This window comes from Pseudomonas sp. FW300-N2F2 (assembly GCF_017351655.1).
GTDB lineage: Bacteria > Pseudomonadota > Gammaproteobacteria > Pseudomonadales > Pseudomonadaceae > Aquipseudomonas > Aquipseudomonas fluorescens_AA.
Genome location: NZ_JACNDQ010000001.1, coordinates 2,026,824 through 2,053,111 on the forward strand (window position 1 = coordinate 2,026,824; position 26,288 = coordinate 2,053,111).

At 56.6% G+C, this 26,288-nt stretch carries 21 protein-coding genes and 1 pseudogene; 6 read left to right on the plus strand and 16 right to left on the minus strand.

Annotated elements, in window-relative coordinates; all coding sequences use genetic code 11:
* Positions 1-102 precede the first annotated feature (102 nt).
* The 12 genes from J4E63_RS09145 to J4E63_RS09200 form a co-directional block, all read right to left on the minus strand.
* Complete coding sequence (locus tag J4E63_RS09145) at positions 103-498, minus strand: hypothetical protein (protein ID WP_060743027.1); 396 nt, start codon at positions 496-498, stop codon at positions 103-105.
* 410 nt (positions 499-908) lie between these two features.
* Positions 909-2,078 (minus strand): pyrroloquinoline quinone biosynthesis protein PqqE, encoded by a 1,170-nt coding sequence (pqqE, locus tag J4E63_RS09150; protein ID WP_060743026.1) that lies wholly within the window; start codon positions 2,076-2,078, stop codon positions 909-911.
* Entirely contained in the window at positions 2,050-2,325 is a 276-nt protein-coding gene (pqqD, locus tag J4E63_RS09155; RefSeq protein WP_060743025.1) for a pyrroloquinoline quinone biosynthesis peptide chaperone PqqD, read from the minus strand. The genes pqqE and pqqD overlap by 29 nt, the downstream gene beginning before the upstream one ends.
* Positions 2,322-3,074 (minus strand): pyrroloquinoline-quinone synthase PqqC, encoded by a 753-nt coding sequence (gene pqqC, locus J4E63_RS09160; protein WP_060740340.1) that lies wholly within the window; start codon positions 3,072-3,074, stop codon positions 2,322-2,324. The genes pqqD and pqqC overlap by 4 nt, the downstream gene beginning before the upstream one ends.
* 11 nt (positions 3,075-3,085) lie before the next feature.
* Positions 3,086-3,997 carry a pyrroloquinoline quinone biosynthesis protein PqqB gene (gene pqqB, locus J4E63_RS09165; RefSeq protein ID WP_060743024.1) on the minus strand — a complete coding sequence of 304 codons (912 nt, stop codon included), beginning with the start codon at positions 3,995-3,997 and terminating at the stop codon, positions 3,086-3,088.
* A 72-nt stretch (positions 3,998-4,069) separates the two neighbouring features.
* On the minus strand, positions 4,070-4,144 hold the full coding sequence (gene pqqA, locus J4E63_RS09170; protein ID WP_020295432.1) for a pyrroloquinoline quinone precursor peptide PqqA: 75 nt from the start codon (positions 4,142-4,144) through the stop codon (positions 4,070-4,072).
* Between the two features lie 333 nt (positions 4,145-4,477).
* Complete coding sequence (locus tag J4E63_RS09175; RefSeq protein WP_060743022.1) at positions 4,478-5,806, minus strand: carbohydrate porin; 1,329 nt, start codon at positions 5,804-5,806, stop codon at positions 4,478-4,480.
* A 322-nt stretch (positions 5,807-6,128) separates the two neighbouring features.
* Positions 6,129-7,286: a tricarballylate utilization 4Fe-4S protein TcuB gene (gene tcuB / locus J4E63_RS09180; RefSeq protein ID WP_060743021.1), complete on the minus strand. Its 1,158-nt coding sequence runs from the start codon at positions 7,284-7,286 to the stop codon at positions 6,129-6,131.
* A complete protein-coding gene (tcuA, locus tag J4E63_RS09185) occupies positions 7,273-8,727 on the minus strand; it encodes an FAD-dependent tricarballylate dehydrogenase TcuA (RefSeq protein WP_060743020.1) in 1,455 nt (484 codons plus the stop codon). The genes tcuB and tcuA overlap by 14 nt, the downstream gene beginning before the upstream one ends.
* Before the next feature lie 323 nt (positions 8,728-9,050).
* The gene (locus J4E63_RS09190) at positions 9,051-11,486 is read right to left on the minus strand and encodes a pyrroloquinoline quinone-dependent dehydrogenase (RefSeq protein ID WP_060743019.1); all 2,436 of its coding nucleotides are present in this window, start codon (positions 11,484-11,486) and stop codon (positions 9,051-9,053) included.
* Between the two features lie 58 nt (positions 11,487-11,544).
* Positions 11,545-12,786 carry an SMP-30/gluconolactonase/LRE family protein gene (locus tag J4E63_RS09195; protein ID WP_203225771.1) on the minus strand — a complete coding sequence of 414 codons (1,242 nt, stop codon included), beginning with the start codon at positions 12,784-12,786 and terminating at the stop codon, positions 11,545-11,547.
* A 144-nt stretch (positions 12,787-12,930) separates the two neighbouring features.
* On the minus strand, positions 12,931-13,488 hold the full coding sequence (locus J4E63_RS09200; protein WP_013692809.1) for a hypothetical protein: 558 nt from the start codon (positions 13,486-13,488) through the stop codon (positions 12,931-12,933).
* Positions 13,489-14,042: 554 nt separating this feature from the next.
* Between J4E63_RS09200 and J4E63_RS09205 the strand changes: the two genes are divergently transcribed.
* The 6 genes from J4E63_RS09205 (at position 14,043) to J4E63_RS09230 (ending at position 20,845) form a co-directional block, all read left to right on the plus strand.
* The gene (locus tag J4E63_RS09205) at positions 14,043-16,157 is read left to right on the plus strand and encodes an acetate--CoA ligase family protein (protein WP_060743018.1); all 2,115 of its coding nucleotides are present in this window, start codon (positions 14,043-14,045) and stop codon (positions 16,155-16,157) included.
* Positions 16,158-16,225: 68 nt separating this feature from the next.
* Positions 16,226-17,266, plus strand: coding sequence for a CDP-6-deoxy-delta-3,4-glucoseen reductase (locus J4E63_RS09210; RefSeq protein WP_060743017.1), 1,041 nt, complete (start codon positions 16,226-16,228; stop codon positions 17,264-17,266).
* A 49-nt stretch (positions 17,267-17,315) separates the two neighbouring features.
* On the plus strand, positions 17,316-18,053 hold the full coding sequence (locus J4E63_RS09215; RefSeq protein ID WP_060743016.1) for an enoyl-CoA hydratase/isomerase family protein: 738 nt from the start codon (positions 17,316-17,318) through the stop codon (positions 18,051-18,053).
* Positions 18,054-18,116: 63 nt separating this feature from the next.
* Positions 18,117-18,911 (plus strand): enoyl-CoA hydratase/isomerase family protein, encoded by a 795-nt coding sequence (locus tag J4E63_RS09220; RefSeq protein WP_060743255.1) that lies wholly within the window; start codon positions 18,117-18,119, stop codon positions 18,909-18,911.
* Between the two features lie 55 nt (positions 18,912-18,966).
* Entirely contained in the window at positions 18,967-19,899 is a 933-nt protein-coding gene (locus J4E63_RS09225) for a LysR family transcriptional regulator (protein ID WP_013692814.1), read from the plus strand.
* A 193-nt stretch (positions 19,900-20,092) separates the two neighbouring features.
* Complete coding sequence (locus J4E63_RS09230) at positions 20,093-20,845, plus strand: IclR family transcriptional regulator (RefSeq protein WP_060743254.1); 753 nt, start codon at positions 20,093-20,095, stop codon at positions 20,843-20,845.
* A 121-nt stretch (positions 20,846-20,966) separates the two neighbouring features.
* Here J4E63_RS09230 and J4E63_RS31195 read toward each other — a convergent pair whose 3' ends face one another.
* From J4E63_RS31195 to J4E63_RS09245, 4 genes and pseudogenes are all read right to left on the minus strand, one after another.
* The gene (locus J4E63_RS31195; RefSeq protein WP_374005037.1) at positions 20,967-21,734 is read right to left on the minus strand and encodes a methyl-accepting chemotaxis protein; all 768 of its coding nucleotides are present in this window, start codon (positions 21,732-21,734) and stop codon (positions 20,967-20,969) included.
* Between the two features lie 87 nt (positions 21,735-21,821).
* Positions 21,822-22,931 (minus strand): annotated as a pseudogene (locus J4E63_RS31200) (sensor histidine kinase); the annotation flags it as partial.
* A gap of 160 nt (positions 22,932-23,091) precedes the next feature.
* Entirely contained in the window at positions 23,092-24,462 is a 1,371-nt protein-coding gene (locus J4E63_RS09240; protein WP_060743014.1) for an MFS transporter, read from the minus strand.
* 423 nt (positions 24,463-24,885) lie between these two features.
* A complete protein-coding gene (locus J4E63_RS09245) occupies positions 24,886-26,220 on the minus strand; it encodes an NAD(P)-dependent oxidoreductase (protein WP_060743013.1) in 1,335 nt (444 codons plus the stop codon).
* Positions 26,221-26,288: the final 68 nt, after the last annotated feature.

Here is a 26,288-nt window from a genome sequence, read left to right on the forward strand (position 1 = left end):
CGCCCGGCGATAGGCCGGGCGTTATTGTTTTAGCGTGGAGTGAAACTGTCATGATTACTGTGTACTTAGGTGGTACCTCGCTGTCACCTGCTCTGCGGGAAATTACAAGCAGGGCATTTTGTCAGTTTGAGCCAAGGTATTACCTTTGCTGTCAATAAGTTCAATTTTTACCTCTTTTCCCGCACTACTTTCCATCAAGGTGTAACGTTCATTCGGTAAGAAATTGTCATAGGACAGGGTGGCAACACAGCGGTGTTGGCTTTCCTGGTAGCCCTTGGTAACTACCCCAACTTCCATCGTATGCGCCCCTGGCGATACTTTGAAATAAGTCAGGTTCTCTGCACGTTGCGTATCCAGGCGTCTGGCCAGCATTTCATCACCGATCTGCTCGTGAAGATTGACAATGGATTCGCCATCCTTAAGCGTCGGAAGTTCAGTCGCGCAGCCAGCCAGGCCGGTGATTAAAATGATAGAAGCTGTAAGTTTGGCAAGGTTCATAAGTGTCCTGAGTTCTTTGGGGGTCGAGAATAGCTATAAGCTTGTTCTGAACCGTTAAATAGGGAAGGTTTTAAGCAAGCTGTTCCCGCCTAATAACGCATTGGTTTGGGAACGTGCGCCCGTTGCTTCTGTGGATGACGCGAGATGATCGAGGGCGGCAAGGGTTAAGATGCCTACTCGATATCCGGAATGAATTTGTTGTCGGTATGGGGATATTCTACAGGCTGATTTTTAATTGATTAGCCTGTGAGCTATTGATGCAGTGCTGAGCTTTACTCACTAATGATGAGCCATCCACGACGCCGGGCGCCTGAATCCCTCAGGTGTTGCAGGTGATATTTGCTGCGCGTTGGACGTTACCGTCATCGAATCTATCGTCGACCAATCAGTTGTTTCTGTCGCTGAGACGATCAGCCTTTAACGATGAGGCGCGAGTTTCGTTCATTGCGGAAGGCCAGTTCTTCAATGGTTTGCGTGGCGTACTCTGCGTCTTCGCGAGCCTGCAGGATTATCCCGTGATGTGCGGATTTACTACACACCGGATCAGCATTGCTGGCGTCCCCCGTGAGCATGAACGCCTGGCAGCGACAGCCACCGAAGTCCTTTTCTTTTTCATCGCAGGAGCGGCACGGTTCGGGCATCCAGTCATAACCGCGGAAACGGTTGAAACCGAACGAGTCGTACCAGATGTGCTGCATGCTGTGGTCGCGCACATTGGGAAACTGCACCGGCAGCTGTCGGGCGCCGTGACAGGGCAGTGCCGTGCCGTCCGGCGTGACGGTGAGGAAAATGCTGCCCCAGCCGTTCATGCAGCCCTTGGGGCGTTCTTCATAGTAGTCCGGCGTGACAAAGATCAACTTGCACGGATTGCCTTCGGCTTCCAGCTTGGCGCGGTATTCATTGGTGATGCGCTCGGCGCGTACCAGTTGCTCCCGGGTGGGCAGCAGGCCGACACGGTTCAATTGCGCCCAGCCGTAGAACTGGCAGGTGGCGAGTTCGACGAAGTCGGCCTCCAGGGCAATGCACAGCTCGATGATGCGGTCGATCTTGTCGATGTTGTGCCGGTGGGTCACGAAGTTCAGCACCATCGGATAGCCGTGGGCCTTCACCGCCCGGGCCATTTCCAGTTTTTGCGCGAAGGCTTTCTTCGAGCCGGCCAGGAGGTTGTTCACCTGCTCGTCGCTGGCCTGGAAACTGATCTGGATATGGTCCAGCCCGGCCTTCTTGAAGTCACTGATTTTCTGTTCGGTCAAGCCGATGCCGGAGGTGATCAGGTTGGTATAGAAACCCAGCCAGCGCGCTTCACCGATCAGCTCGGCCAGGTCCTGGCGCACCAGCGGCTCGCCGCCGGAAAAACCCAGCTGCGCGGCGCCCATCTCCCGGGCTTCGCGAAAGACCTTGAACCACTGCTCGGTGCTCAGCTCCTTGCCCTGCTCGGCGAAGTCCAACGGGTTGGAGCAGTACGGGCATTGCAACGGGCACCGATAGGTCAGCTCCGCCAGCAGCCACAGCGGCAGGCCGACTTCCGGCCTGGGCGGCAGGGCACGGGTGTCAGGCAAGTTCGATCCAGTGCTGTGCACGGGCGACCTCCATGAATTGCTCGATGTCGTCACCAAGTTCCGGCACGTCGGGAAACTGCTTGGCCAACTCGTCGATGATGGTCGCGACATCCCGTTCGCCGTCGATCAGGCCACCGATCAGCGCAGCGCTGTCGTTCAACTTGATCATGCCTTCAGGATAGAGCAGCACGTGGCCTTTCTGGGCCGGTTCGTACTGGAAACGATAGCCGGGGCGCCAGCGCGGGGTTTGGCTGCGGTCGAAACTCATAAGGTAATTCCTTTGTGCCAAACCCGTTGGTCGGTCACGCTGTGATAGGGCGGGCGATTCAATTCGTAGGCCATGCTCATGGCGTCGAGCATGCTCCAGAGGATGTCCAGCTTGAACTGGAGAATCTCCAACATGCGTTCCTGCCCTGCGCGGGTGGTGTAGTGCTGCAAGGTGATCGCCAAGCCATGCTCCACATCGCGCCGGGCCTGGCCCAGGCGGGTGCGGAAGTATTCATAGCCGGCCGGGTCGATCCACGGGTAATGCTGGGGCCAACTGTCCAGGCGCGACTGGTGGATCTGCGGGGCGAACAGTTCGGTCAGCGAGCTGCTGGCGGCCTCTTGCCAACTGGCCCGGCGGGCGAAGTTGACATAGGCGTCCACCGCGAAGCGCACCCCTGGCAACACCAGTTCCTGGGAGCGCAGTTGGTCGGGGTCCAGGCCCACCGCCTGGCCCAGCCGCAGCCAGGCTTCGATGCCGCCGTCTTCGCCGGGCGCGCCGTCATGGTCGAGCAGGCGCTGGATCCACTCGCGACGGATTTCCCGGTCTGGGCAGTTGGCCAGGATCGCGGCGTCCTTGAGCGGGATATTCACCTGATAGTAGAAACGGTTCGCGACCCAGCCCTGAATCTGCTCGCGAGTGGCGCGGCCTTCATACATCGCCACGTGATACGGGTGATGGATGTGGTAATACGCGCCCTTGGCACGCAGGGCCGCTTCGAACTCGGCGGGGGACAGGGGGGTGTCAGTCATTTCGGTTGCTCCTACAGTTCAATACTCATGCCGTCGTAAGCCACTTCGACATTGCGCCGCACCAGCTCGGCCCGCTCGGCGGAGTCTTCATCGAGGATCGGGTTGGTGTTGTTGATATGGATAAGGACCTTGCGCTGATTGGGCAGTTGCTCCAGCACTTCCAGCATCCCGCCGGGACCATTCTGCGCCAGGTGGCCCATTTCCCGGCCGGTGCGGGTGCCAACGCCACGGCGCTGCATTTCATCGTCGTTCCACATCGTGCCGTCCACCAGCAGGCAATCGCTGCCGGCCATGATCTCCAGCAATGGCCCATCGACCTTGCCCAGGCCGGGGGCGTAGAACAGTTTGCCGTCGGTGCGCAGGTCTTCGACGATCAACCCGATGGTATCGCCGGGGTGCGGATCGACGCGGTGCGGTGAATAGGGCGGCGCGGCGCTGCGCAATGGCAACGGGGTGAAGCGCAGGTTCGGGCAGGTCGGGACGGTGAAAGACTGGTCGAGTTCGATACGGTTCCAGCTCAGCCCGCCGTTCCAGTGGGTCAGCATGTTGAACAGCGGGAAACCGGTGCTCAGGTCTTCATGGACCATGTCGGTGCACCAGACCTGATGCGGGCACCCTTCCCGCAGGCTGAGCAGGCCCGTGGTGTGGTCGATCTGACTGTCCATCAGGATGATCGCGCCAATGCCGGTGTCCCGCAGGGCTCGGCCCGGCTGCATAGGGGCGAAACTCTGAAGCTGGGCGCGAATGTCCGGAGAGGCGTTGCACAGCACCCAACTCACACCGTCATCGGAAATCGCGATGGATGACTGAGTGCGCGCCTGGGCCCGCAGGCTGCCGTTGCGAAAACCTGCGCAATTGGCGCAGTTGCAGTTCCACTGGGGGAAACCGCCACCGGCCGCGGAACCTAGAATCTGGACGAACATGGCTGCTCCATCATTCTGGAACTTAAAATAAAGCGCCTCGGCAGGCCGAGGCGCTGTCCATCAGATACAAACTTAACGGTTTGCGAAGTACATGGTGACTTCAAAACCGATACGCAGGTCGGTGTAAGCAGGTTTGGACCAAGACATGAAAGTACTCCTATCAAGTGATGAGACGTTTGTCAGGTACATATTTCTGAGTTTGGTTGGGATCATTTTGCAGCGTTCCAAGGCGCGCCCAACCTACGGCGCCGTGTTTCGGCTGTTATACCTCGTCTTGTGCTGCCGGACGATCGGACAACAGGACGGCTTCGGGAAATTGCTCCAAGTACGAGAACGAGTGACTCGACAATTTAGAGGCCAGGGCGGCGACGCACTTCGTGAGCAGTTGAACTCGATTCTGTAGGCTGCAAAACGTCATTGTCGTAGTCTCCCGTGTTTGTGCGAATTCAGGCTGAAAATAAATTGCATAGGAAGAGCCTCTTACAGACTGGTCTCGAATTTCAAACCGGCCACCCATGCATCCCTGACCTCGCTGACTCCGCCAGGATTGCCTACAAATTGCAGGTTGGGGCGCACGGTCAGCCACTTGGTCACGCCGAAGCCATAGTAAATTTCCATGTTGGTTTCTGAGCTTTGTGTCGGTGTGTAGCGAGGGTCGTCGTAATCGCTCACCCCCGCCCGGTCGTTCAGTTGCTGCTGACGATCTGTGAAACGGTTATTCACATGGAGACTGGCGATGGCGACGCCGATCTCGTCATTCGGGCGAGATTTGAAGGGGGCCGTGTAGTAAGCGCCTACTTGCGCATAGCGATCGATCATATTGGTGGCTTTGTCATGCACGGTGGCATAGGCAAACACCGTCAGCCCGCGAGCAGCGAAGTCCGGATCTTTCCAGACTTGTTGTTGCCCGGCAATCCATGCGCCGTGTTTACTGTCGCGGGATTTTGCTATGCCGTTTTCTTCTGTGTTGACGTCGTTTGCGTCACGGCTGCTGTAATACGCCCCTACGCGATATTCCCCTGGCAGCCGTCCGGCTCCCAGCGACGTGGTATGGACCAGCTCGACAGGTACCAAGGTACCCTCATTGCCGCTGCCGCTGAGTTTGAAGCCGTTACCTATTTCCAGGTAGGAAGGGTTTTGTTCGTACGCACCGATCTGCGCATAAGTGTTATCGCTCAATGCGACCTTTACACGGCCCGCCCATTGAGTGATTGGCCAGTTATAAATGATATCGCCGGCCCAGTTACCAGGCTGCGCGCCGCAAAATGCCAAGTTCTGGAATTTGCAGGGGAAGCTGCCGAAGTCCTCGCCAAAATTCATGCGACCCAGTTTGATATCCAGCCCGCCGTCAAAGAACTTTTGACGATACCAGAGTTGCGTAAGTCGCCAGGTCTGGCCGCGCCCGTATACCTCTTGAACCTGACTGATGCCTCCCACACGAGGATCGGTGAGTACATCGTTGGTTAGATTGCGCCCGTTACGATCCGATATGGTGAATTGAAAATCAGCATCTTCCCAGCCAAGTATTTTCTCAAGGTCAAAATTGCTCATCAGCGCAAGTTGGTCGGTATACCGCGCCGTGGTGTGCGAATCGTAGCCACCAGCAAGATTCGTCGCTGCGTCGCCCGTGTAGAGCACGTTAAAGGTATAACCTTTTTCCAGCAATTCTGTGCGTAGGCCGCCCCAGTCTCCCAACATCCAAGGGGATTCGGGACTGAAGGCTTCTTGTGCATGACTGTTGGCCGCTCCGCAAAGCAGCAGCAATGCGATGGAAGTATTAAGCGTGTTGCAGTTCAAATGAGTGGTCATGATAATCTCTGCTTTTGTTTTTATTAGTCAGATAATCGAACACATCTTCAGGTTGGTCTTCCGCTCGGAAGAGCATTAAAGAATGTCTGCAACGGTTGATCCCAGCGAAGCTCTACTGGATTTTTTGTGGACGCGTCGAGCTTGACGTGACACACGGTAAGTTGATGAGAAGACGGGACCTAAGTCATGTCACGTCTGTTCTTGAGAAATGTCTCGGTAATTTATTTGAGCATCTGTAAAACTCTCCTTGTGATTCTCATGAAGGTTACTTTCAACTTAACGGCGCCGAGGATGCCGTCGGCGCGCTCTTGAAAAACACCTGTCATTCGCCGCCCGCACTGATCGGGTTGGGTTGGCGTTTTTCAATGGTGTATTTCAGCAACGCAGCGCTGCGGAATATGCCGTGGGCGAATTTGCTGTAGGGCATGGTCAGGAAGAACGCCATGACCAGGCCCAGATGGATCGCAAGCAACAGGCCCAACGCACTGGTTTCGCGCCCGGCAAGCAATGCCAGGCCGCTGGCGCTGACCAGGAACAAGAGCGCGATGAAGCCACGGTCCATGGGTTTCTGGTTCTCATCACCCTGTTGCGGGTTACGCCGCAAATTCATCCAGAGCAAACCTGCCGGGCCGATCAACAGACCTACACCACCGAAAATGCCGAGCAATACCGGCAGGCTCAAAATCGGGTACGGCGCCGACCAATCCAGCAAAAAGTGATAAAGGGTGGCAACGCCCGTGGCTGCGAAGCACAACATGAACCCGTAGAAAGTGAGGTGATGAAAGCGGCGGCGCCAGAGGGTGAATTCGTCGTCAGCGTTGTTGCAGCCTTCCCCATGTCCGCCGTCCAGGTACTTGAGTTGTGCGACGTTGGCGCCGGCCTCCAGTGCTGCACTGGCTTTCAACGGCAGCGGTGCCTCGGCGGGTGAGATTTCGCGCCAGAATCGACGCACGCCGATGCCTAGGGCCAACACGGCGAAACCGAACACCGCACTGAACATCAGTGCCAACGTGTTGTGTGGAAAGATCTTGTAGAAGTTACCGTCTGGCATGGCAATGAACAGGTTGCCCATGATCATCAAGGTCAGCGATAGGAACAGCGCCAACCCCGCGCCTGAAGCCAGTGCCAAGGTAAGGCCGTTGCGTTGGTACAATTTGCCCAGTGGCTGCGGCCAGGCGTAATTGGTGTAGGTTTCCAGACGTACCTTAGCCATGGCTTTGGGCACGTTGACGGCAAATTCGTGCGGGGCAGCGTATTGGCAGGCTGACAGGCATGCGCCGCAGTTGTGGCAAAGGTTCGCCAGGTAGTGAATGTCGGCCTGACCGAATTCCAGATGCCGGGTCATTGCGGGGAATACGGCACAGAAACCTTCGCAATAGCGGCAGGCATTGCAAATGGTCATCTGCCGTCCGACTTCGGTTTCCTGCAGGTTGAGGACCGGGATCAGTTGACTGGATACCTGGGGATCAAACAGCTGCATGTTGAAGCTCCGATTTCACAGGAGAAAGGCCAAACCCCGCACAAAGCGCGGCCTGTACGCCGGCGATTCGTCCGAAGGCGGTACCGATGGCCATGCCAATACCCGCGGTATAACCCTTGCCTAGTACGTTGCCAGCCATCATTTCTCCGGCGACAAACAGGTTCGGGCTGGCCTTGCCATCAAAGTGCACGGCGGCCGTTTCGTCGGTCGCCAAGCCGAGATAGGTAAAGGTGACACCTGGCTTGAGGGGGTAGGCGTAGTAGGGTGGTTTGGTGAGCGGCCTTGCCCAGTGAGTCTTGGCGGGAATAAGCCCTTCGGTATGGCAGTCGTCGAGCGTGGTGTGGTCGAACGTGCCGACATGGCAAGCGTTGTTGTAGTCTTCGATGGTTTTAACGAACTGCGTTTGCGGCAAGTTCAACAGGCGAGCAAGTTCTGGCAACGTCCGGGCTGTGGTTCCGGGGAACACCGGCGGCATGAAGCGGCCAAGCGCCTGTTGGTCGATAATCGAGTAGGCCTGCTGGTTGGGTTGTCCTGCAACCAGACGGCCCCAAATCGCATAACGCTTGGGCCAGAAATCCTCACCCTCATCGTAAAACCGTTCGCCATCGCGGTTGACAACCACGCCCAGGGACACGCAGTCGATGCGGGTACATATACCGCCGTCGTAAAGCGGAGCCCGGGCGTCGATGGCAACCATATGTGCCTGGGTCGGGTCGCCAACTGCATCGGCGCCAAGATCGAGCATTCGTCGCAACAACACACCGGTATTGAAGCGAGTGCCGCGGATCAGAAAGTTGTCCGATGGCCATTCACCACGCTCGTTTTGGCCCCAAGCCTCCCGTAACCATTCACGGTTGGACTCAAACCCGCCAGCCGCCAGGACGCAAGCGCGTGCTTCGATACGTTCCGCTGGGAATCGCTGTCCACCTATCATGCGTTCGGCCAGGTGAGCTGCGACGAAAGCACCGTTTTCCAGTTCTATGTCGGTGACTTGAGCGTCATAACGGATCTTCACGCCCAGGCGTTCGGCGCTGCGAAAGTAGGCATTGACCAATGCCTTGCCGCCGCCCATGAAAAACGCGTTGGTGCGAGCCACATGAAGAGCACCCGACAAGGGCGGCTGAAAGTGCACACCATGTGAACGCATCCAATCACGGCAAGATGACGATGCGCGAATGGCGATGCGCGCCAGTTTCTCGTTGGTAAGACCACCGGTGACTTTAAGCAGATCTTGCCAATATTCTTCTTCGGGATAGGCATCGACCAGCACATCCTGAGGCGCATCGTGCATGCAGCGCAGGTTGCGCGTGTGCTGCGAATTTCCGCCGCGCCAGACTTTCGGCGAGCCTTCCAGCAGCATCACGCTGGCGCCAGCCTCTCGTGCCATCAATGCGGCACATAACGCAGCGTTGCCGCCACCTATCACCAGAACGTCGACCATCGTATCTCCTCGATTCACTGGCAGGGCGAAGTGACTGCCGGCCAGTGGATTAACCATAGGGATGGGCTCATCGCGGCGAAAGGCGGATTTAGAGGTGAGGGCTTCAGTTTTAGTGAAGGGTGATGTTTCTGTGCAGGGGGATATGTGGCAGGCGTTACCACTCTCCCTGAAATACAAAACGCCCGATGCTAATGCACCGGGCGTTTTGATACTGAAATGGATATAGACCCATTTCAGAGGCAGGCAAATTTGCCCTGTCCAAGACTTTGGAGACAGGTCGCGATGGCCTGGCTCCTTAGTCGATCAGCTATTGTCAGCAGCGATCACTTGCTGTCTGGAATTGCAAAGGCAACCAGCTTCGAACCAGGCTTCGTACGATAATGCGGGCGCCCACCTTCGGCGACCACCACAAATTGCCTTCCGCTCACAGGACTGCGGTAGGTCATGGGTGTGGCATTGGCGCTGGTGGCCAGGCGGCTGCTCCACAGCTCCCGGCCGGTGGCGGCATCCAAGGCACGGAACGTATGCTCTGCTGCACCACCGATAAATACCAGGCCGCCACGTGTCGTCACGGCGCCACCGGCGGTCGGTGTACCGATTGGGATGGAGACCAGGGTCGGCAGACCGAACGGGCCAATGTCACGCGGTGAGCCAAATGGCTTGGACCAGATGAGCTTGCCACTGACAAGATCAACAGCGCCAATCAGGCCCCAAGGCGGCGCATTGCAAGGAATGCCAAGCTGCGAAAGGAAGTTGACCCGATAAGCACCGTAGGGCGTGTCAAGCATAGGCTGCTCGGCTTGTCCCCCTGCGTCCAGACCCGGTGCAATCCTGAAATTGCGTTGCGTTGCTTCTTCGCGTGTGACCAACTCGATTCGGTCAGGGACCTGAGTCCAGTTGACGATCATCAGCCCACGATCAACGTCCAGCGAGATGCCATTCCAGTTCACACCCCCCATTGAACCGGGATCGATCAAGACATTTTTGTCGAGCGTGATGGGCGTGAACTGGCCCTCGTAGCGCGATTGTTTGAACATGATCCGGCAAACCATCTGGTCGATCGGCGTCGCCCCCCACATGTCTTTTTCGCGCAGTTGAGGCCCCCTGAAAGCAGGGAGCTCGACAGAGGCAGGTTGGGTAGGGGACAGCCATTCGCCTTTAGCAATATCACGCTGAGGCACAGGCTGTTCTTCCACCGCCTTGATCGGCTCGCCAGTCTCGCGGTCGAGCACGAAAATCTCGCCGCGCTTGGTTGGTTGGATCAGTGCTGGCCGCATGCCCTTTGCGGTAGGCCAATTCAACAGAGTGGGCTGAGAAGCGACGTCATAATCCCAGATGTCATGGTGCGTGGCCTGAAATTTCCAGCGCAGTCGACCAGTCTCCGCGTCGAGAGCGATCACCGCACTGGAGATGTCCTCGTCATAGGGACGGCGCTGCCCACCGTAAGCATCAGGTGTCGCGTTGCCCACTGGCAAATAGACAAGACCGAGCTTCTCATCCGCGCTGATCGGGGCCCAGCTGTTGGGCGTGGAAGGCGTGTAATACTGTCCTTCAGGTGGCAGGCCGAGGCGATTTGGCGCGCCGGCATCAAAGGCCCAGGCGAGTTCGCCTGTTACTGCATCAAACGCCCTGATAACGCCGGACGGACCACCCCAGTATTGCCCGTCGGGAATGCCGCCACCGACGACAATCTTGCCGCGGATGACTTGCGGTGCCGAGCTGACATAGAACAAGCCATGGGGGTAAGGTGCGACGCCCTTTGTCAGATCGACTGCGCCGTTGTTACCAAACCCAGGGCAATACTCACCGGTTTTCGCATCCAGTGCCACCAGCGTGGGGTTGTGGCTGGGGGCGTAGATGCGCTCTGAGCAAAACCCATTGGCGTCAGGCACTTTGTAGTACGCCACACCCCGACAAGGTTTGCCCGACTGCGGTACGCCGTTGGAAATGTCGCGGCGCCACAATTCTTTGCCGGTTTCCGCATCGAATGCATGGATACCGTTATTGCCATCACACGCGTACAGGGAGCTACCCATCATGATGGGGGTGCCTTCGATCGCGTTGAGATCGCCGTTCACTGGCGCCATGTCGGCTTCCCAGACTTTGACCAGTTTCGAGACGTTGGTTGTGTCTATGTCTGCAAGCGGACTGAAGCGGGTCCCGCCCTGGTCATTGCCGTAGGCTTGCCAGTCGGTACGCTCGTTGTTGGCCAGTGGTTGAGGTAGTTTCGCTGGCGCCTGCGATTGCACGCCGCGTCTCAACATCGGAAAGTCCGGGGCATCGGGTCCGAAAGCGTGGCTGACGCTCCCCAAAGCAATTGCAGCGACCAGACCGCCGGCAAACGATGGCCAGCCGCGTGGAAGTTTCCGGGTGCTCGGCGCTGGCTTGAGTCGGGTGAAATGCGGTAGCAGAAGTACTGCGCCGAGAACAAACGGACCAATGAGCCGCGGCGCCAGTTGCCAGCCGTTAAAACCCACCTCCCACAAACTCCAGGCCGTGGTCCAGACCAGCATTGCGGCATAGACCCAAATCCCTCGCGCATCGCCGCGCCAGAGAAGTACAGCGCTTGTGATGAAGGCCAGCCCGGTAATCAGGTAGTACGCAGAACCTGCGTCCGCAACCAAGATGATACCGCCAATGGAAAGGGCCAGCCCAAGCATCAGTAATACAATGGCAAAGATACGACATACCCATCGCGAGGCTTTTGTCGTATCGCGCTTGGCATTCAAAGAGTCAGGCTCTGCGCCAATAGGGGTCATAGGGGTTTCTCCATGTGATCAATAGGACACACGTGTGGGGAACAAACATTGAGACGGCTCATTTGAATGACGCCGGCGGCAAGCCATGGGTAAACACCTTGGCGTGGAATATTGTCGCTCCTTGCCCCTTATCTCCATCACTGGTGACGGAGTACAAGGTGTTCGTATGGGGATCAATTGCGAGGCTAGTCGATAGCAGATTGTGCCCTTGTTCGCGCCCCGGCAGCAGCACCTGGCCAATCGGGATACCGATCTGGTTAAAGACCATTACACGACCTTGCCCATAGATCGCCACATAGACATTGCCATCGGCGTCGACCCGCATCGAATCGGGGGAGGGCCCCGTGAAACGGTAGGGGATGGACGAACTGATGGTGGCGATGGTAGTAGCGTTGGCCAGGTCGATGCGATGCAGAAGGTTGCGGCCAAATTCGGTTGCCCACAGCGTTTTTCCGTCTGGACTTAGCGTAACGCCGTTGGCCATCGAGAGATGCGGCAAGACGACAACGGGAGGCGAAAGATCGGGAGAAACGTAATAGATCCCGCCCTTTGGCTCGGTCGAGATACCTTTGAAATCACTGAAGTAGAAACCACCCTGTTTGTTGAACGCCAAGTCATTGGGCATGAATCCGGTGTCTTGCGCGATGATGGTTTGCATTCCCGTGCCATCGGGTTTGACCGCGAAAATCGCGCCGAGGTTGCGGTTCAGATCGAGAGCCGCGATGAACAGACGTCCGTCGGGATGAAATGCCAGTCCGCCAGGGGAGAGGTTCTCTATCGTGGCTACGATTGAAAGCTGTTTGGTCGGCGAGAGGCGAAGTACGCGTTTACCCGAAACATCACAGAAAAGCAGGTTGCCCTCGCGGTCAAATATGGCGCCTTCCAGTATCCGTCCTTCGTTGGATGCTTTGAACCAGGTTTGAGCAGTAACCGTTGGAAGGCCTCGTTCCGATACCGGGATGGGTACTGGGCCTTGGGTCTGCTTGTCGTAGGCCAATGCTGAAGAGGGGGGGAGTGGCCCGGCATATGCGCCTGTAGCGACGCTGGCGGCGCCAAGGGCCAGACAGGCCAGCAGGCTGCGGAGCTGGAGTTTTTTGAGCGCTCCATGAGCACTGGTGCTTTTTCTATCCGAACGTTTCCTACAGACATGGATGCTTGTCGCGTTTATCGCTGTGTGCGGTGCAGGCATGTCGAGTTGTGTCAGCGTGGGTAAAGCGGTCGTAGCGAATAGCCGGCTGGGGGGCGCGCCGGATATCGGCGCGACCAGCCTTTTGAAATTGAACGTTACGCCAATGCTCATAACGAACTCCATTGTGCAAAGCCTTTTACTCCCCCTCAGGGGCGTAGACTTGTTTATTGTTTGATAGGGTGAAGCTGTGTTTCTTACGCGTTAAGGTTGGGCACACGACCAGCGAATGTCAGTTCGCCGGAGGGAACCCCTACTTCAAATCTCTTCCCGGGGGTACTGGAGCACGAGAACCTCGGCACCTTGGTCACCTGCTTGGATCTCGAACTTTTCCTCAGTTGATTCCACGACGATCATGGACCAGAGAGGAAGCTCCTCTTCGCCATGCAGCACGCTGCCGTTTCCGACGAAAACGTAATAACCCGACGCAATACCAGGGGGCGGACCGTCCACCTTCATACCAGCGCCCAATCGTAATACCTGAGCGCGCAGGCCATCTGCCTCATCTTCAAAAAGCAGTTCCCAACTCGCTTCTTCGCGGGCCTGCATCACAGGGGCAATGGAGAACTTGATGGGCTCGGACGTCAGGTGCCGGCGTTTGCTGGGACGCAGTTGTTCCCGGTAGCCAGGCTCACTCAAATAGACCGGTTGGGAGTTTCCGGTGTACATCCGCATGGCGACGAAGGACAGCCCTTGCGGACCCGCCACGATCGGCCCGTAAGCCGTGTGATGGTCTTTGAACTGGACGGTGAGCGGCTCAAGTACCTGCCCGCGATTACCCAGTGTGCCACTGCCAGCGATGAACAACTGAAACATCGACACCCCGTGGAAATGGGGCACTACTGCTTCGTGTGCTCTGAGTTCAGACATTGTCGCCTGAGGGCCTGGGGCCCGCGCTTGAGAGCTCCGCGGGCCAAAGAAGGTCGTTCCCCAATGCTGGTTTCCGGTACCGGGCGAAACGATAACGCTCCGGTTTGCAAGGGCGTCTGCCCCACTGCGCGTGTAAATCATCACCAATGCTCCTATTGAATCTGCATGTATGCAGGACAAATCAACCGTCCATACGAGGCCGTAGCTGCCCTCGGTCGACGCAAAATCATACTAGCATGTGTTTTGATAATTAGCACAAGTTTCAATGAGTGGAACTTGTGCGTAACAGATGCGTGCTGGGTTAGCGCCGGTTCAAGCTTGTGTAAAAGGGTGTTTTAGGTTTCATTCATTGGAACCAATTCCAAAAATAATTGACTTTCGGCTGGCTGCGGACGACAGTGCACCGTGGCAGCTCTGCTTTTGGGGAGAGCAGAGAAACGACTGCATCTCTTTACCTCGTCTCCCGATTTTCGATAGCGATCAAGGGCTTCAGTACCGATATGAATAATTACAAAAACTTGCTTGAACCACGTTCGATTGCGGTTGTAGGCGTGTCGGAGGATGCGGGACGTCCCGGCTCTCAGGCCGTAAGAGCTCTGATGAGCAATGGATACACCGGTGCGATCTATCCGGTGAATCCCAAATACGAAACCTTTGAAGGTTTGAAGTGCTATGGGTCCGTTGCCGATATCGAAGGCGACGTCGACCTCGTAGTGGTTGGCGTTCCTGCGCAGGGTGTTTTAGCCGTGCTGGAATCGAGTGCGCAGAAGAAGGTTCCTTTTGCGGTGGTTCTGAGCGGTGGCTTTCGAGAGAGCGGTCCGGAAGGGATTCTCCGGGAGGAGAAAATGCTCGCGATTGCCCGGGCGGCGGGCATGCGTATTATCGGGCCCAACTGCCTCGGTTTTGCCAACATCCATTCTCGTGTCTACGCCGCATTCGGTAGCATTACGCGTGAACCGAAACTCGAGAAAGGGTCGGTATCGCTGGTGACGCAGAGTGGGGGATTCGGCTACAGCATCGCCCTTGCATGTGCCGAAGCCGGTATTGGTTTCCGGCATGTCATCGCGACGGGCAACGAAAGCGATGTCAACACGGTACAGCTCATTGAGGCGCTGCTTGATGATGACGAGACACACACCATCGTCGCCTATATCGAGGGAACCAATGACGGTCGTGCGCTGTTGGAAATCGGCCGCAAGGCTACGGCGCGCGGCAAGCCGATCCTGCTGTGGAAGGGGGGCGTCACCGAGCAGGGCGCACTAGCGGCCGCATCGCATACCGCCAGCATGACGGGTGTCTATGATTTCTATCGTGCCCTGTTCAAGCAAACGGGGATCGTCGAGATCAGAGAGATCCATGAAGCAGTGGATTTCCTCAAGGCATTGGAAAGCAAAAAATACCCGGACAATGGGGGTGTCGCGGTGATGGGGGTATCAGGCGGGTCTGCGATCGTATTCGCAGATGCGGGTGAGCCTGAAGGTCTGACCTTGTGTGAACTTGGTAACGATACCCAGCAAAAGCTGCTGGCGGTCGTGCCTAACATCGGGGCCGTCCATAATCCAATCGACCTTACCGCAGGGTATTTTTCAGCGGCCAATGCGCAGAAGTTGGAAGCCGCTGTAAGCGCGACGCTTGAAGACCCCGCCGTAGGATCGCTTTGCATTAACCTGGCAACCACAGGCGCCTCTGGCAGCCTGGCGGCAGCCCAGGTATTGGCCCGAATTGCCGCGTCGGCGTCGAAGCCGATCCTGGTTTTTTCCTCAGCCCCCAGCGTTCAGGTTGCAGAGGCGCTGCGTGTATTCGCTGATGCGGGAATTCCGGTGTTGCCTTCGCCGTCGCGAGCCGCCAAAGCTATCGCAATGCTGATGCGATTCAAGCGGACTCAATCGCGCATTTTGCAGATGCAAGAGGATGAGGGGCTCAAAGTAGAGCGAGCTTCTGTACCGCTTAGCACCGCCGTTGGCAGTCGGGCATCGTTGTCCGAGGTCGAGTCCAAGGAAATGCTGCGTTCCATCGGTATCCCCGTCACAACCGACCTGATCGTGAAGGGTTTTGACACTGCGCTGTTCGACAAAGTCAAAGCGCCCCTAGTCGTCAAGATTGTCTCTGCGGACATTGCGCACAAAACCGAAATAGGCGGCGTAAAGGTCGGCATTCGGACAGCCCAGGAGCTGGAGTCAGCGATCGAGCAGGTGTTAGCCAGCGCGCAACGGCATGTGCCTGCCGCCCACATTGAAGGTGTCCTCGTTTCCGAGATGGTGACAGGTGGCTTCGAACTGATTGCCGGGGTGGTCAAGGATCCTTCATTTGGCCCAGTGGTGGTAGTCGGCGCAGGTGGGATTTATGCGGAAGTACTGAAGGATTCCGCGTGTCGAATCGCCCCTTTCGGCCTGCCAACCGCTATGGAAATGCTCGATGAATTGCAATGCAGCGTGATCATGAACGGGGTTCGGGGCGCGCCTCCCCTTGACGTCGATGCTGTTGCCCGCGCGTTGGTGGCGTTATCGCAATTTGCCTGGCAGCAGCGCAGCGATATAGCCGAAATCGACATCAATCCAATGTTTGTATTGCCCCACGGTGTGATTGCCGCGGACGCCTTGATTGTGCGCGGTTAATGAACCGCCCCCAAGCTTGTCGCGAGGAAGAGCAATGTACAAAACATTCTGTAAAGGGGTGAATCGCTATGAATGACAGCCTGTCCGCCACATTGACGCATCGGGTCAATGTGAAGCCTATCGACCGCACGTTCGAGGTGCAGCAAGACGATACGATACTTGCTGCCGCCCTCAAAAGCGGGTGTCAACTGCCCTACAGTTGTCAAAATGGCATCTGCGGAACCTGTCGGGCCAAAGTACTCGACGGGGTGGTCGATCATGCGGAGTCCAGCATGGCGATACTTTCCAACGAGGACCGGCAGCAGGGATACGCGCTCCTGTGCCAGGCAAAGGCTTTAACCGCATTGACGATCGCCTGCGAGGTGGTGGAAGCAACACAAGACATCCCTATTCGTCGGCTTGTTTCCCGTGTCGATCGTCTCGAGCGCCTGGCCGAGGATGTGATGAGAATTCGCCTGCGCCTTCCTGCCAAGGAGTCTTTCAGGTTTTTGCCTGGGCAATACATCAACGTGGTGATGCCAGGCGGTATTCGTCGCAGTTTGTCGCTGGCAAACGTGCCCGACGACAACGTGTTGGAATTGCATCTCAGGAATTACGGTGGCCCGTTTAGCCAACACGTTTTCAATGTCATGAAAGAAAACGACCTGGTGCGCCTTGAAGGCCCGCTAGGTACTTTTTTTGTGCGTGAAGACAGTAACAAACCAATGGTCTTCGTTGCCAGCGGCACAGGGTTCGCACCGATCAAAGCCATGATTGAGCGCGAACTTGAAAAAGCATCGAGTCGTGAAATAACGCTCTATTGGGGCGGGCGAAGGGCCTCGGATCTGTATTTGAGTTCCGTTGCCGAGGCTTGGACGAAAAGTCACAACGTCACGTTCATACCTGTCCTGTCAGAAGCGCACCCCGACGACCTATGGGAAGGTCGGGTCGGCTTTGTTCACCGTGCAGTCATGGAAGATTACGAGGATCTTTCCCAGCATCAGGTCTATGCCTGTGGAGCGCCCGTCGTCGTGCAATCGGCAAGGCAGGATTTTGTGGCCTTACGCAAACTCCCCGAGGAAGAGTTTTTCGCGGACATGTTTGTGTCGGGACAAAAGACTCCCCAGTAGAACTCGGGTCGTGTGTCTCGATGAAATAAAAACAAGCACGTAGAGGAAGATGTCCGTGGATGAACTAGCCAGCGAGTTGACGGTTGAGCGACATGAGTCGCTCCTGTGGATCACTCTTAATCGTGCCGCTAAGGCGAATGCGATGACGGTGGATATGATGGAGCGTATGACGGCTGCACTGCAGGCGGCCACTGATGACCCGCAGATAAACGCGGTGATGTTGACCGGGTCTGGTGAGCGCGTGTTCTGCGCAGGGGTCGATATTCGTGAACAACCGGCGGATGGTGATACGGCACGCCAGCGTGAACGAAGGTCGTTGGCGTTGGCGGCGCTACAGGACGCCGTGATGGACTGCCCCAAGCCAGTTGTCACAGTGCTCAATGGTACCGCGACGGGAGGTGGCGCGATGCTTGCGCTCTTGGCGGATGCCTGTGTCGCCGTCGATACCGCGAAACTGTCGCTGCCCGAAATTGATTTGGGTATCGCCACCTTCTCGGGTGCAAACATTTTAGAGGTCATCGGCGGACGCGCTTTGGCGCTTGATCTGATTCAGAGTGGCAGGGCGATGAAGGCTACCGAAGCATTGGCGAGAGGGCTGGTCCGCGAGGTAGCCCTGCGAGACGAACTCCATTTGAAAGCTTCGGCGCTGGGGCAGGCGTTGGGGGCAAAGAACCCGCGCACGTTTGCCGAAAACAAGCGGTGGCTCAATCGTTCGCTGAGAGCTGCATTGTTGCAGGCTCGGGACGAGCATGCACGACACCGTGCACTGGCTCAGGCCGAGCAATAGCGCAGCGGGCAACGAGTGTGGTTTTGCACGGGCGGCGTGTCCATATCGAACTGAGGGAATATGATGTCTGATCTAGAAGTCAGTACCGTTGGCCGGGTGATGGTAGCCAAGCTAAACCGGCCCGAAAAAAAGAACGCCTTGAGCGAGAGCATGCTGGATTCGCTTCGCACTGCATTGCTGGCTGCCGATGAAAATGATGACATCGGTTGTTTCGTCATTACCGGTGCCGGTGATGCATTCTGCTCCGGAGGCGACCTGGGCCGTCGGGCCGCCGAAAGCGCAGAGGGGGATCCAACGCCGCTCGAGCGTAAAATCAGATTGCAAAAAGTCACCCACCAGGTGGCATTAGCGATCGAGAACTTTGAAAAGCCACTCATCGCGGCGGTAAACGGCGCGGCGGTGGGGGCGGGCATGGATCTTTCGTTGCAGTGTGATATGCGTTTCGCATCAGAGTCGGCTCGATTTGCTGAGGCTTATATTCGTGTTGGCCTGATCCCTGGAAATGGTGGCTGCTATTTGCTGCCGCGCATAGTCGGTACCGCGAAAGCCCTGGAATTATTATGGACGGGCGATTTCGTCAGTGCTGAGGAGGCGTTGGCATTAGGCATCGTCAACCGAGTATTCAGTGATGACGAACTCATGCAGCAAACGCTGGATTTTGCTACACGCCTGGCGGATGGCCCTCCCATCCAGCAACGCAGCATAAAGAAGCTGCTATACCAATCGCTGCGGACTGATTTGCGGACGAGCTTGGAGTCGGTGGCTGCGCAGATGGCCGTGGTGCAATCCACGGATGATTACAAGGAGGCCATCAAAGCTTACAAGGAAAAAAGGAAACCGCGTTTTATCGGCAAATAGCGTGTCGTGCCTGGACCGACCGGTCCAGGCATCGTTGTGATAGTGGAGGTGTCCGATGGAACTGCGTCAACTGCGCTACTTTGTCCGGGTAGTTGAGTGTGGAAGCATGGGGCGAGCAGCGCTTGAACTCGATGTTGTCACCTCGGCCCTCAGTCAACAAATCAGTCGACTGGAGAATGAACTGTCCGTTCGGTTGCTGCTAAGAAAGAAGAGCGGCGTGCAGCCCACCAGCGCCGGATTGGCATTCTGGCATCGAGCACAACTGGTATTGCGCAACGCAGAGGATGCGGCCCACGCGGCCCGGACTGGACGGTTCGCCGGGCATGTCACGGTGGGATTGGCTCCATCCACCTCAGGCGTCGTTGCACTGCCGTTCATGGAGGCGATGCGAGAGCGATACCCGGATATTTCCCTTCGTATTGTCGAGGCGTTATCGGGCAACCTGGAGCGGATGCTGAGTGCTAGACAGATCGATCTTGCGATATTGTTTGGCGCTGATCATGGGCGCAGATTCAGCACTCAACCGCTGGTAAATGAACGTCTTTTCGCTATTTCCGCAGCTGACTTTTCCCTGGTCCGCAAGAGTGAATCGCTGTCAATCAGTGAGCTTTCCAACGTCCCCCTTATATTGCCCGGCAGTACGCACGGCCTCAGGGCGCTGATAAACAATGCTTTTGAAAGAGAAGGCTGCACGATGAACGTCATCGCGGAAATCGACGGGCTTGCGATACTCATGGACGCGGTGGGGGCGGGCTTGGGGATGACGGTGCAACCTAGCGCGGCACTTGCAAGGCATGATAAAGACCGTTTCGATACGGTACCCATTTCCGAGTTCAATTTTACCCGCTTGAATCAAGTCGCCAGTTTGTCGGACGATGAGTTGTCGCCGGCGGGTTTGGCAGCACGTGTTGTTTTGGCTGACGTCGTTCGTACGTTGGTTTCGGATAAACGTTGGCTGGGCACGCAGCTGGTAACGGTGCCCGACTGAACAAGGCGCGTTCGCCAGCCGTCGCGATGTGCCTCCGTTCTCAAGTTCGGTGGGTGGAACTGAAGTTGGCGAGTGAAATAGCGTCATGCTAGTATGTTATTTTGAGACTGATTCTCGTTTGTTGGCGAATGAAGCATTTCGTGTCGAGGAGGATCGTTACGATCAACGATTTTGATGGGGTTTTTCAAGAATGATGCGCTCTGTGCAACGTATCTTGGCAGTTTTCGAAAGCTTTAGTTCAGACCGCAGCAGCCTTACGCTTCAAGACATTGCAGACCGTATCGAGCTACCGAAGTCGACGACGTTTCGTATTGTCCAGAGTCTTGAAAAGGCTGGCTACCTGGTACGTCTCGAGCAGCAATATTGCTTGTCCTTCCGGTTCACGCGCTTGGCTGGCCTGGTAAAAAGTACCCTGGGTATTCGTGAGATCGCTCGACCCGTATTGCAAGAACTCGCTGAGCAGACTGAAGAAACAGTCTCCATTCATGCGGTGAGTGATCGCAATCGAGTCTGTCTCGACTCGGTCACTACCAGCTCGGCACCGTTGCGCGCGGTGGTCCAGGCGGGTGAACAGATTCCCTTGTTGGTAGGGTCTGCTTCAAAGGTCTTGATGGCCTATATGCCCAAAGCCCAGCTCACCCCGTTAGTCAAAAATGTTGCCAAAGCGACGAAGCGCACCAATGGCGCGGTGCTTGAAGAGTTCGCCATGATCCGGGAGCAGGGTTATGCCGTTTCCCATGGCGAACGGCTGTTAGGCATCTCGGCGATCTCGGTACCCATCAAGGACGTCAATCAAGAAGTGCACTATTGCTTGTCGGTGGGGGCACCGACTGTCCGAATGAACATGAATGAAAAGGAGTTTATCGAATTGGCGATCAAGGGTGCCGAAGTCATATCGCGACAATTCGGTGGAGAGGTGGCCTTGCCCGCCCCTACATCCGACTGATGATGTGCGCCTGGCCTCAAGCCTGGATGTCTTGACAGCGGCTCATCGCGAGAACGAAACGCTCCGCTGGTCACTTCCATGCGAATGGACCAGTTGGGACTTCCAGGCGAACGACGACGGTTCACGATTTGAAGCGCCCCACCAGACCGTTCAGTTCATCTGACAGACTCGACAACTTGCCGGAGTCATCTTGTGCAGAGTTGGCCAAGCTCTCCACCAGCCGAGCCTCGTCATAAATCTGCTGGATATGCCGATTGATCTCTTCGGCCACGCTATGCTGCTCTTCAGCAGCGGCGGATATCTGCAGGTTTTGATCCCTTATTTCATTGACCGACAATTGGATGCCTTCAAAGCTGTCTCGAGTGCTCTCGATGGACGATACGCTGGCGTGCGAGAGCTCCAGGCAGCTACCCATTTTGCCCATGACCTCCTGGGTCTTGCTGCCTAGTGCGCCGAGCAGTTGCTCGATTTCGCCGGTCGAATCGGATGTGCGCTTGGCCAGTGCTCTGACTTCATCTGCCACCACTGCAAATCCTCGGCCTTGATCGCCCGCCCTGGCGGCTTCAATGGCTGCGTTCAGGGCCAGCAGATTGGTTTGCTCGGCAATGGCGCGAATGGTGCCAAGGATCTGGTTGATGCTGCGACTGCCGGCTTCGAGCTCTGTCATGGACTGCGACGACTCGGTCAGACGGCGTCCCAGGCGATTCACGTTGTCCGTGGTGATCTCGATCTGCTGCTTGCCCTCCGCCACGCGGCGATGTCCATTCTCGGCGGACTCTGCTGCGCCGCTGCATGAACGGGCCACCTCATTGGCGGTTGCGACCATCTCGTTGAACGCGGTCGACACCAACTCCACCGCTTCGCGCTGTCTCCCGGCGGCCTCGTTCATGTTGTTGGCTACCTCGCTGTTAACCCTCGAGGCATTTTGCAGATTGCTCGATGCGGCGCCGATGTGTTGGATCAACTGACGTATGGCGCTGAGAAACTTATTGAACCAGCCTGCCAGTTCAGCGGTTTCATCGTTACCCTGAAACTCTAGTTCGCGACGCAGATCTCCCTCGCCCTGTGCGATCGATTGCAGTCCGGTGCTGACCTGGCTGATGGGTTTGACGATGGACTTGGAAAATGCCACGGCGACCAAGGCAAAAATGACTGTCAACCCTCCCACGATGAGGGTGGTGAGGTAGGTCATGCGAGTGGCCGCGCTCATGACTTCACTACGTTCGATCAAGCCGATATAGCGCCAGCCAAGATCAGGCGACGTCCAGACGTTGGCCATGTAAGGGATCCCATTGAGTTCAACCTCGGTTGATCCCTGCGGGATGGTGGCCAACTTTGCATAGGCCGCGCCCAGGTCCTTGAGCGGCTTGAAGCTATGCGTCGTGTCGCGGGGGTCTACCAGTACGATTCCGTCCTCGATCAACATCACGTAGCCGCTTTCGCCAAGCTTGATACTTTTGACCAGCTCTGTGAGGTTTTTCAAAGACACGTTCACGGCTAACACACCTTTGACGATGCCATCGCTCGTGATCATTGCCCTGGCTGTCCCCACCAGTGCTGCATCTTCCTTACCGTAATCATAGGCTGGATAAAAAGCGGGTGTTCGTACGGTTTTTCCAGGGCTCGCCATCGCCGCTTTATACCAAGGGCGTGAACGCGGATCGTAGTTGGCCAGCTGAGGATCATCTGGCCATTTGGCATAGGAGCCGTCCTCCAGGCCGATGGAGAGAATCGCCGCGGACGGGTGGGCCGCACCGTAATGCGCAAACCTTTCGATCAGTTGCTGGGCCGCAGGAGGCAATGGTCGGCTGGCGGCATCGCCGGTCTGGTAGTTCTTCAGCGCGCCAACCGATACATAAACTGGATCGGTTGCCATTTGATCGACATTTTGCTGGCTGGCGTCGAAAAACTGGCGAATGTTGCCATCGATCTGACGTATTTCCCGCGTACTGCCATCCATAAACTGATCAACTGCCAGCGTTCGTGTGTTAGTCACCGAAATCACTGCGACCAAGCTCACGGGTATAAACGCGACCAATACGAACGTCAGCACAAGCTTGTTTTTTATTTTCATAGTTAAGCCCATAAACAGGGAGGACGGGCAAACGGCCAATTTGGAGCGGTAGTCGCCTTTACAACCGATCCTGTTCGGGTGCGATATGTTCGGCGGCTCAGCCGATGAGGCGGACTGTTTTCAGTCCGCGCACATCTTGAGCCGCTCAGCGATCAGTTGACTGCAAAAAGGGTTATGTAGAAAGCTCTTGCCGCATTGCTTTCTGGGGCTGCGGCAATTCACTCGCCTTGTTGCTTGTCTTGTTGCCCACCGAGGTGCGCAGGTTTACTCCACGAGTCTCAGGAACAAACTGAGTTGTGATCAGACAGAGCACGGCAATCAACGTGACGTAAAAGGCCGGCGCCAGCGGGGAGCCAAACGCCTGGGACAGGTACGCAGCGATCAATGGGCACGTTCCGCCGAACATCGCGACACTTGTCTGATAGGAAATCGCGTGTCCGGTTGCACGGAACGATGTCGGGAAAAATTCCGCTGCGGCCACAAAGCTGGCTGCCCCATAAATCCCCAATCCGGCAGCGAGGAGTGTTTGCCCGGCCACAGCGCTAGCGAAGGAACCCGAGGCAGCCAAGTACATGGCCGGATATGCCGAGAGCGCTATCCATGCCGCACCAAATGTCAGTACTCGCTTGCGGCCAAACCGATCGCTCAATAAACCTCCTAACGGAAGTAGGGCTGAAAGTACGATGACGGCGATGGCGTTTGAGATTAAAGCCGAGGTGGAATCCAGCTTCCCGACCTCAATTAGAAAGGTGTACATAAAGCCGAGCAATAGGTAAGCCCCTACCGAAAAAACAGGTTGGACCATGAACACGTGCAACATACCCCTCAATCCACCGCAGCGAATGGCCGCGATCAGCGGATTTTTCTTGATTTTGCTGGCTTTACTGGCCTGGCGGGCTTGCTTGTACTCTTCAGGCTCATCGATGTTGCGGCGCAACCAGAACCCGACAACTCCGATAATGCCTCCAAGAAGGAAAGGGATGCGCCACGCCCAGTCTGAATACGCTTGATCCCCCGCTCCAAGCTGGAGTGCGACGACCAAACCGGCCACGACGGCGTTGGGCAGGTGAGAGAAAATCAGCGTGAAGCCAAGCCAGTATCCTCTGCGGTTTTCCGGTGCCGACTCGACGATGTAGCTGGTCGAGCCGGTCGTTTCGCCACCCAGTGCCAAGCCTTGTGCGATTCGACAGAGCAACAGCAGTAACGGTGCGGCGATCCCGATGGTTGCATAGGTCGGAAGCAGCCCGATGATCGCGGTGCCTAGTGCCATGAGCCAAACGGTCATCGCCATGACCCTGATACGGCCAAGGCGGTCCGCCAGATAGCCAAACATCAAGCCACCCAGGGGGCGGGCTACGAAGGCCACTGCATAGACTGCGAACGTGCTCAGAAGCGCGGCAGTTCGATCTGAGCCGGGAAAAAAATGAACGGATAAAATGGGTATTGAGAACCCGAATACAGCGAAATCGTAGATCTCACCGAAGTTCCCGATAGCGCCAGCGGCTAGCGATCGCCGAGAGCTGGTCGTTTTCGTCTTCGTCATGCGTCTTCTCCTGTGACAGGATGGTTTTTATTAGTTGATGCAAAGCTGATGCATCAAGACTGCAGGATGAAACAGTGTTGCTTCGCCATCAGGCCTTAGAGATGTTCGAGGCGTGGATCAATATTGCATTTTCGCCAGATGAATCTTGGTGGTCAGCGAGCGTAATGTTTGTGAAAAGCGTTTCTGCGATGACGCAATCCGCTAACGAAGGTTATGTTAGAAAGACGCGTGTTGCTGGGGTTTAAAAGCAATACGCGTTCACTATTTGTTAATAGGTTGGCGAGGTTTGCCGGACCAGGCAGGTAGCCGAGCGTGGGCTTGTTTCCTGCAGAAGGTGCCGCTGGCTTACCGCCGCATCGGGACAGACTTTGGTTTTCCTATAGACCTCGATCGATTCCACGCTCACTATTCGTGAGCCGCCAATCAATTGCAGTTGGAGGAGGGCTTGAACTGAACCGCGGAAATAGAGCTGTAGAACGTGCTCAAGTCTTTTATCGGGACTGGATCGCTGATCTGATGATCCGCTTGCTCGAAGAGGCTTCGTGCAGCATTGGCGATCAACATGGGAGCTCCAAGATCATTGCCGCGCAAACAGGCCGCTTTGAGGATGGTTTTTTCGCTCGAGAGTGCCGTGTTGTCCAGGGCGTGACTGGATAACAATTGGGTATAAATAGAGCGAGAGGATTCACTCCATCCCGATGTCTTTTCCAGGACCTGTGCCATGTCTTCCAATGCCAACCCATATCGCAGGCCTGCCGCCGTGCATTCATAAGTAATCGCGCTGCATAGCGATGCGATCGCACCTGTGACCAACTCGATGGCGTCACCTTCAGGGCACGCTTGAGGGGCGCCATCCGTGGTCAGCTTCACGGCGTCGCCGTCGTACAGTTTTGTCGCCGCCATGCTTTCGATGAGCCCGACCATGTCTTCGAGCTGCGCAATTGGCCCCAGGGTGTTGGTTCCGATTTGCAACAATGCCCTGACCAGAGCGGTTAGCGGCATTGGGACATCCCTGGACATTCCCAGCGCGACGGCTTGATCGACGTCTTTGAGCATCAATGCGAGGGCGAAATTGGTGGAGGGTTTTCCCTGGGCAAGCGCGGGTAGCATTCTATCCGTGGTTTGATTTCGCGCTTTGTTGCGGTTCAACACGTCCGCCATCAGGGGCAGTGACAGGCCGGCTTTTTTGCCCATGGCCACGACTTCAAGGGTCCCGAGTCGGCAGCCAGCATTCATGGCGTTGTTGACCATTTTCATGGCTTGACCGTCGCCGACCCTTTCGCCACAACGATAAATCGTTTGGGTGATAACTTGTAAAACGGGGAGGGCGCGCTCGTAAACCGTATCCGGGCCCGCAACCATCAGGGTGGCTTTGCCTTCGGCAACGACCAGGGGGCTGGCAGACACCGCAGCATCCATCATGTCGATACCGCGTTCGGCCAGTTCTTCGGCCATACGTCTGGTCTCGCCCGGGATACCACTTGTTTGATCAATGATCAGCGTCCCCGGCACCAATCCGGCCGCGAGGCCGTTTGGACCGAACAGCGCAGACCTGACGTCCGAACTGCGTGGCAGGCACAGGAAGATGACGTCACACCGGCGAGCCAGGTCGGCCGCCGTAGGCGCGACATCGGCGCCCAGTTTCTTGAACGTGTCGACGGCAGCCGTGTTGATATCCCACACGCATAACGAGTGAGACAGGAATCGACGAGCGAGTTGACTGCCGAGGGCGCCGAGCCCGATGTATCCGATTTTCATTGCCTGTCGCCTCTCTTGTGACCATTCAACCGACGCATGCGACGTATAGGGGGAATGGTGCAGATAAT